Below are 8,864 nucleotides of genomic sequence, written 5' to 3' on the forward strand. Positions count from 1 at the left end.
AGATGGAAAACAATTCTCAGAGTAACCGCGATAATGCTAAAAGTTTATTAGCAAATGGAGGAACTAATTATCAAGCCGACCATATTCATATTACAAATCAGGCTCCTGCTGAAAGAAAGGATATCCAGAGACTTTTAGACAGAGAAAAGGATATAAACGATAAGTTTGAGAAGGAAAAAGAGCGTGTCAACGAAGAAATAGATCAAGAGAAAAAGAATATAACAGCACAATTAGAAAAAGAGAAACAAAAGATTGAAAAAAATACAGAAGAATCTAAAAAAGATTTGGTTCAAACTTTAGTTCAAAAATTATCGGACTTATCAGATAAACTTCACTATGATTATTATGGATATGATGAATATTGTATTCAAACAACACAAGAGCAATTAAAAGAACTTAAAGATATTGTTGAAGTGCAAGAAATACCCGAACGTATCCATAATGAAATTCTACATAAGTCGGATATTGACTCTGATGGATATATTAATATTCCAATTCAAGATATTAAAGCAAAAGTGTATGAATATTTAACCGATTATTATGGAACATGGCAAAGAAATTATTCGTTCAAGAATGAGGAAATATCAAGTATACAGGCACAAAAGGATTACGAATTAACAGAATGCAAATCCCGTGTTGAAAGTAAAAAGAATAAATTAGAAGAAGAGAAAGATAGAAAATTAGAAGAACTTTATCGCCAAAAATGTGATATTTATCAACGAGAATGTAAAGACAAAATAAAGGATTATCCTTTACATCATCCTTTAAACAACGGACATCTTGATGAATTGGAGCGACTTAGATGTTATTTAGATATTAAAAAGGAAGATGTAAAGAATATTCAAAATACAATATTAGAACCATTCAAGCATAAAAAATTAAGAGAATATCAGCAAGAATTCAAACATAAAGTTGACCAAAAGTATCCATTGAGTCATGAAGATAAACAATTATTAAATAAACTTCAAGCAGATTTGTTCCTTACATATGAAGATGTAGAAGCTATTGAGGTACCGATTAAAAATCAAGCTTATCAAAAAAACAAAGACCAGTACGAGAGAAAATTTCGGGAACAAATAGAACAAGAACGTTATCCTTTAAGTGATGAAATTCATTATGAATTAGAACGTGTTCAAGATTTTTTAGGACTCGAAGATGAAGATGTAGAAGCTATTGAGTCACCGATAATAAATCAAGCTTATCGTAATAATTTACAGCAGTATGGAACAGAATTTAGAGAAAAAATAGAACAAGGATGTTATCCTTTGAGTGATATAATCCGTGCCGAACTAAGAGAAAGACAAGAATTATTAGGAATCAAAGAAGAAGATTTAGAAGCTATTGAGTCACCGATAAGAAACCAAGCTTATCGTAATAATTTACAGCAATATGTAGCAGAATTTAAAGAAAAGAGAGAGCAAGGAAACTATCCTTTAAGTGATACAATTCGCGCTGAATTGAAACGTCGTAAAGAATTATTAGGAATCAAAGAAGAAGATATTGAATTTATTGAAAGACTAATTAAAAAAATTGGAAACATTGATACTAGTCTTATATTCAGCGATGAGCAACAAATAAATTACTGGGAATTACGGGAATTTCTCGCAGCAAATGAATGGAAGAAAGCCGATAATTGGACTAGGTGCGCTATAGTCAATATTGCCGGTCGTGTAGAAGAAGGCTACCTCGACAAAGAATCAATTCAAAACTTTCCTAGCAAAGACTTATTCACTATCGATCAACTTTGGCTAATTTATAGTAAGAATCATTTTGGATTAAGCGTACAAAAGAAGATTTTTGATGCTGAAAAACAAAATAAGAAAGCCTTTGCTAAAAAAGTTGGATGGAAAAAAAATACTGCTTTCCTAAGTTCTTGGAAAGTCTATGATGAATTAACATTTGGACTTGACGCTCCTGAAGGACACCTCCCTGCTTGGGGAGTAACATCCAATATTTTGAAAGTTCCTACTAATGTAATAAAAAATATTTTTGCCCAGGATTCAGATATTACTAAGCATAATATTTTTGGAGATGATTTTGTTTATCTTTTTTCATCATTTGGTGAAGGTAAATTAGATAATGAACAATTGGAGAAAGTTAGTCAAAATATTGTTTCATCTCCAGAAATAGAAAACATCGCTATTCTCAAAAATCAGTCCAATCAATCTAATTCAGAAGAACATAAAATGAATATTAACAACTTTAAAATTGTAACATTAGGAGCATCCGGTGCTGGTAAGACCGTATTCTTAGCCAGCTTATTTAAAGAACTCTCAATTCAAAAAAATTCCAGTTTTAAGCTGGAAGTGAAGAATTCAAGCCAAAGAAAATTGCTCAACTCAATTTATACACATATAATTACTCAAGAAACATGGCCTCCAGGAACAAAAAATATTTCAGAATTGACCTTTAATTGTTGTGTTCAAACAGAAGATCTCAACAACTACACTGCTTGTCAGTTCACATACTTTGACTATGCTGGAGGTCGTTTAACCGATGATGATGAAGATAAAGATTTTGAGAAATTAGTTGAGCAAGCTGATGTAATCTTGGGATTATTAGATGGTCGAAAAATTCATGCTTGCCTGACTGGCGATAGTCAAATGTTAATCAATGAATTTTTAAACAAGGATTTACCAAGTATTCTCAAACGAATGCAGACATCTAATATTCCAATTCATTTTGTTATTAGTAAATGGGATATTCTGGATCGAAATAAATATTCCCTATCTCAAGTCAAAAAGCTTCTTATGGACATTCCAGAATTTCAACAATTGTTAGAAAATCGGAGTAGCATAGGCTCTCATGTAAGACTTATTCCAGTTAGTGCTGTAGGGTTAGAGTTTGCAAATCTTCAACCTGACGGTAGTATGAAAAAAATTCTTGGTGCTCAACCAGTACCTTTTTTAGTTGAAGTTCCTTTAGCTTGCGTTTTACCAGATAGATTGCAACAACAGCTTCATCAAATACAAAGAGAACAAAAAAAACTTGAGGAACAGAATAAAAAAATAAATGGAGGTAAAAACATTGCAATTGATTTATTGCTTGGTTCCTTAAATATTTTAGGTTATGGTATTAATGGAATTAATGGTTTTGTCGCTGATAACGATATCATAGAAATTTTGGAGCTTGAAGAATTATTGCCAGAGTTAAAGCGAATTAAATATTTGACAAAAGCTGCATCCAAGACTAATAACTTTTTTCTGAAAAGAATACAAGAGTTCTCAGAAAAAATGGCAACAAAAACTCAAAAAACAAGAGAAGAAACCCTCAAAGCTGTAAAAGACGAGCAATCAGCTTTAAGCCATGCCGTAAAAGTTTTTAAGGATTGTGAGACAGAATTAATAGATAGATTTGAGGATTCTAAATTAGTTTGAATTTGTCAGGAAATTTATATAAATAAATTAGCATTAAAACTGCGAGGCTGGTTTATTTAGTAAACAGGACTTCAGCTTAATTGTATTATCAGTTTGATGATTTTCTAGGCATAATATTTATTATGAATAATTACAATATTCTTGTACTCGGAGCTTCTGGCTCTGGTAAAACTGTTTTCCTCGCAAGTCTTTTCAAAAAGCTTTCAACACAGGGAGAGTTTGATTTTTGTCTATCTGCTGAAGATACTCAAAAAAGAAAAAGTTTGAATAAAATCTATAAAGAACTGATTGGAGGTGAAAGCTGGCCTGATGGAACAAGAAATACTGGTTCATGGACTTTTGATTGTCATACGAATGACCCCGAGCAATTAAACCTTGTTAAAGCCTGTACGTTTACTTATTTTGATTATGCAGGTGGTTTAATTACAGATGTAACAGAAAAAAATGATGCAAATCAATTTGAATCGTTGACTAAAATTGCTAGTGCATTTTTAGTACTTCTAGACGGTCAAAAGCTGCTTTTATTCATGGAAGATGAACAGCTTAGTAATGATGTTGTTATAGAATTTATTCACACAGATTTACCCAATCTTATGCAATTGGTGCAAGAATGTCCAGCAAAAATCCCAGTTTATTTTGTAATTAGTAAGTGGGATTTACTCGAAGGTAAATACTTTTTAGAACAAGTCAGAAACAAACTACTTAACACGATTCCTGAATTTTACAATGTAGTTGGAAATCGAAAAAAAGCAGGTTGTCCGGTTCGTTTAATTCCTATTAGTTCTGTTGGTTCGGGTTTTGCAATTTTAGAAAACGGAGAGATGAAAAAGATTCCTGGTAAAACACCGCAACCCCAGAATTTGGAAATGACTCTAGCCTTTGCATTAACTGATAATCCTTCTAGTAGGTTTGATAACGTAAAGTCACCATCGAATAGTCAGAAAAAGTCTGGAATAGGCAAAATAATAGGCTACATTTTGCTCGCTTTTTTTACTATCATTCTTATTCCCGTGAGTGGTTTGGGCTTTATTATCCCTATAGCTTATTTTCTAATTCGTTGGTTTATGAAAAAAAACAATGGTGTACAAACCAAAAAAAATCAAGAAAGTATATCTAATCTAAATGCTTTTGTTCAAGTTTTGAATACATGTCAATCGATTGAACAAAAGTTTCTTGCTGAATATCCCGAATCAAATTTATAGGTAATTAGTGTTATGTTTATAAAAGCTTGGCCTTTCTTGGTAACTCGAAATCAGTCAATTGACTACAAGACTGTAGTAGCACCTGATTTTGTTTCTTTAGCAAACATTCGTAGCTTACTCAATAAAGCATCAGATGATGATTTATGCGAACCAGGAAAAGTATATATTCGCTGGATTAAAGGCTCAAAAGCAGGAGATTTTACTATTGTTTTTCGAGCTACTAAGGCTAGAAAAGGAAATATTGGAGAAAGTGGCAATGACGTATTGAAAGATCCGTTTGGTAGAGAAATTGATGTAATAGAAGGACTTGTTTTCCGAGAACAGCCAGATGAAATCTTGGGCAAAATTAAGCAAATTCATCTCCAGCAAGCTCTTAAAGAACTTAAAGAGAAATATATAGAGTTTTGGAATGAGGATAAAATTAGTGATTCTAATGCTTATGATATCGATTTAAGAGAAGATGTATTTAGCCCAATTATTCAGCTTGAAGAGTTAGAGGCATTATTGATTTCTACAAGTAGTCAATTGCCAACTTTTGTTAAAAAAAATAAACATCCTACTAAACTTCCTATAAATAGGGTAAGACTTGTAACTCTTATAATTACTGCGATCGTAATCTCATTGCTACTAGTGTTTTTTGGTAATATGATTGGAGCTTCGCAAAAATTGGCAAAACTGCAAAAGTGTCGATATGTTTATACAACTACAAAGATTAATTTTGATAATCAAGATGCAAGTAAACCTCTTCTAAAATTGATGAAAGACAATCCAAAAGCATGGATATTTTTACAAGGCGAATTGAAACTTGCTAATAATCAAACTTTTGAATCATTACCCACCCAAACTTCTGGACAAATAGATGACCGTAATCCACAGCAAACCATAACTCAAAGTGATGGTAAACTGTATATAAAACATCATCCAATTCGTGCAGCTATTGCTTTAGTTAAAAATCAAACTGTTACAGACAGTAAACTTGAAGCAATAATTGTTGATACTGAACCTAAAAACGAAGAGGAAGAAATGGCAATTTGTAAAATGAACTCAAAAATAGATGATATGTTCTAATTCATTAACGATACTTACCTATAAGTTTGGACTTTGAACAAAAAAACTGATTCGCGAGAATTTCTCACAAATCAAATTCAAGCAGAAAAAAAAGGATCGCTATCAGCCCCAACACATAGTAGTATCAACGACAAAGCGTCGAGTGGTAAATACTGATGGCTATGCCTGAATTAAATCACAATCAATTAATAACTCAATTCCAGAAAGACTTCTGTCAGAAATGATTATTTGTGTAACAAACAAAGCTAAATAGTAGAGAAAAGTCAATAGCCCTAACTAGATGTGATAAGCAAAGTTTAACAACGGAGACTTATCGCAATCTCTGTAATTAACCGTATCAATCCTTGATAACTTCCCTAAGTTTTAACTTATGGGGAATTACTTCTAGACTGACAATTTATTCCAAAGTTATCAAACCGTTCATCAAAATATGTTCTCCCGCAACCTCGCATTTATCATCGGCATCAACAATTACACTAACGGCATTTTTCCCATAAAAACCGCCGTCAACGATGCCAAAGATTATGTAGGGGTATCACATAATTTTTTTGGATTTGATCTTTAACAAAACCACCGATAACGATAATAAGATAATGTTGCAACTCTACAATGGGTAGAAAGCCACGGTTATCGTTCCCTTGAAGCAGTCGGTCACGTACTTTGGGAAATGGTCAACTGGTGCGATAAATATTTAAAAGTTGGAAGTTAAGAGTTAGGAAGTAGGAATTAAAAGTCACTAACAACTCTTAATTGATAATTGATCATTAACTAAAACTTTTGCATCTGATTACTAACGGGGTCAAAATTCGGAGTAAAATGAGTGCTGCTATCGTAGCAAGCTCTAGTAAGATTGGCTCCGTAAATTTTAATATACTTAAGTTTGGCTCCCCGGAGATTAGCATCTTTGAGATTAGCACCGCTTAAATTGCCTCGGGTCAAATTAGCATTAGCTAAGTTAGCACCTCCTAAATTAGCACCCCACAATTTCGCTTTTGCTAAATTTGCATTTGTTAAATCGGCTGCAAACAAATTTACACCAGCTAAATTAGCTCCAATCAACTTAGCCGATCGCAAATCAACTCCGCTAAAATCTCTTTCTCCTGCGTCATAACGTCGCTGTAGTTCCTCAGCATTCATATTTATTTGATATATTCCTTAAAATATTTTCAATACTACGGTAGTAAATTGATTAAACCCAAATTAGGAAAACTGAATATTTACGTAGTTTTTGTATTTACAAGTAATCCTCCTAACTTGATATAGCTCAGCTATAAAATTGTAATTGTTATACAATATTTTATCTAAATCAAGCTGAATTTTAATTAATTTTTAAATCAATAATCTTCTCTTTAATATTTTAAGGGTGAATAACTATAATATAAATACAAAAGTTTTACTGGTTTTTACTGGTTCCTAGTCTCCGACTGGGAACCCATCTTAGAAGGCTCTGCCTTCGGGGAAGCGATCGGAGGCAGAGCCTCTAGTAATACATTCCCAGCCTGGAGGCTGGGAACGAGAGATTATACTATTTTCTATTCCCGATCCAAATTAGTGATTTCATTTATAAATAATATTTAAACATCTTCTGGAGTTACTTATATGATCTTAAACAAAACTAAAGGTTTGTGGATGATTGTCAGTGCTTTTATCCCGATTTTTTGGATAATAATTTTTCTCAGTCTATTTATTGATCTGAGTGACCTGATAAATGGTAGTGTGAATCAAATTAACAGCACTTTTGCTGGTGTAGCGGCTACATTAGAGCAAGCCACATCAATAAATTTTTCTATAGAACCGATTAGTAATTTACAAACTACTTTATCTCAGGTTTCTCAGCAAATTAACACTATTCCAGTAGAAATTAATTTTCCGGAAATTAGAATCCCCGATACAAAATTACCTATTAAAATACCTAGTATCCCCGGTTTTGATATTCCAGTACCAGGGTTAAAAGATGTCAAAAATGTATTAGGAGAAAACTTACTTATCCTCAGTAAATTTAATGACAAAATTGCTGATATTCCCGACATCAAACAAATTCAAGGATATTACCAAGAAATGGCTGTAGGAGTGCAAAATTTAGTTAAAGACCTGCAAGCTATCGCTATCAAAATATTGGCTTTAATTGTTGTCGGAGTAGCAATTGTTGTTCCCTTTATCATTAGGTTATTCGTTACTCCTTATATTAAATGGACGCACGGTAGAGTCAGAAAAGGATGGGAGTTAATTAAGGCCAAAGGTTAGAGGTTAGAGGTCAAAGGTTTAAAATTAAACAATGATTTACTCCCAATGGGTAAGACCTAGCAATGCGAACTCTACTTCTTTCATAATGTAACGGGTACTCCCTCGTGAAATGTTAGTAATTCTCCGGGCTGAATTTGCGTCCAAACTTCGTTATCGGTGAGGGGTGTAGTAGCAATAACAGCAACTCGATCGCTCGGACGAGTTAATTCGTTGAAATCCACTGTTACATCTTCATCAATTAAATGAGCCGCAGCAAAGGGTGCTTGTCGGACAATGTAAGAAAGTTTGGTTGAACTATGAGCAAAAAAATGTTCGCCATCAGTCAATAAATAATTAAATATACCGTGTTTAGCGATTTTATTAGTGATTTTTTTGAGAACGGCAAATAATGGTTCTAAAGGCGGTTTTACCATCGGAAACTGTTGTCTTAAACTTTCTAAAATCAAACAGAAAGCTTTTTCGCTGTCGGTATTACCCACGGGTTCGTAAAAATCCATAAATGGTAAATTAAAATCTTTCAAATCCCCATTATGAGCAAAAACCCAATATCTTCCCCATAATTCCCTACGGAAAGGGTGAGTGTTTTCTAAGACAATTTCACCTTGAGTTGCTTTACGAATATGCGCGATCGCGTGAGTTGAATGAATCGGATAACGTTTCACAAAATCCGCAATCTGGGAATTAACCGAAGATTTAGCATCCATAAAAATCCGACAACCTTTTCCCTCAAAGAAAGCAATACCCCACCCATCTTTATGGTCATCAGTTTTACCTCCCCGAGCCGAAAAGCCTTCAAAAGAAAAGCAAATATCAGTCGGTACGTTGCAATTCATCCCCAGTAGTTGACACATAGATTGATTATTCAGTTATGGGTTATCAACGATCAATTATCACTTAACAGTTATCAGTTATTAGTTATCGGTTAACAGTTAGTAGAAATACAGTTTGGTTCTGAAAATAGGGAGTAGGGAGT

General features: G+C 33.3%; 6 protein-coding genes. 4 read left to right on the forward strand and 2 right to left on the reverse strand.

Annotated elements, in window-relative coordinates:
- Positions 1–2: 2 nt before the first annotated feature.
- The 3 genes from VB797_RS00460 to VB797_RS00470 all read left to right on the forward strand — a co-directional run bounded on the left by VB797_RS00460 (position 3) and on the right by VB797_RS00470 (position 5,647).
- Complete coding sequence (locus VB797_RS00460) at positions 3–3,377, forward strand: GUN4 domain-containing protein (RefSeq protein ID WP_323235645.1); 3,375 nt, start codon at positions 3–5, stop codon at positions 3,375–3,377.
- A gap of 122 nt (positions 3,378–3,499) precedes the next feature.
- Complete coding sequence (locus tag VB797_RS00465; RefSeq protein WP_323235646.1) at positions 3,500–4,579, forward strand: TRAFAC clade GTPase domain-containing protein; 1,080 nt, start codon at positions 3,500–3,502, stop codon at positions 4,577–4,579.
- 12 nt (positions 4,580–4,591) lie between these two features.
- A complete protein-coding gene (locus tag VB797_RS00470; protein WP_323235647.1) occupies positions 4,592–5,647 on the forward strand; it encodes a hypothetical protein in 1,056 nt (351 codons plus the stop codon).
- Positions 5,648–6,415: 768 nt separating this feature from the next.
- Here VB797_RS00470 and VB797_RS00475 read toward each other — a convergent pair.
- Positions 6,416–6,784 (reverse strand): pentapeptide repeat-containing protein, encoded by a 369-nt coding sequence (locus VB797_RS00475; protein WP_323235648.1) that lies wholly within the window; start codon positions 6,782–6,784, stop codon positions 6,416–6,418.
- A 462-nt stretch (positions 6,785–7,246) separates the two neighbouring features.
- Between VB797_RS00475 and VB797_RS00480 the strand changes: the two genes are divergently transcribed.
- Positions 7,247–7,891: a hypothetical protein gene (locus tag VB797_RS00480; protein ID WP_323235649.1), complete on the forward strand. Its 645-nt coding sequence runs from the start codon at positions 7,247–7,249 to the stop codon at positions 7,889–7,891.
- A gap of 80 nt (positions 7,892–7,971) precedes the next feature.
- Here the strand turns inward: VB797_RS00480 and VB797_RS00485 are convergent, their stop codons facing one another.
- The gene (locus VB797_RS00485; protein ID WP_323235650.1) at positions 7,972–8,742 is read right to left on the reverse strand and encodes a class II glutamine amidotransferase; all 771 of its coding nucleotides are present in this window, start codon (positions 8,740–8,742) and stop codon (positions 7,972–7,974) included.
- Between the last annotated feature and the right edge of the window lie 122 nt (positions 8,743–8,864).

The sequence above is a fragment of the Rivularia sp. UHCC 0363 genome, assembly GCF_034931125.1.
In the GTDB taxonomy this organism is placed as follows: domain Bacteria; phylum Cyanobacteriota; class Cyanobacteriia; order Cyanobacteriales; family Nostocaceae; genus Rivularia.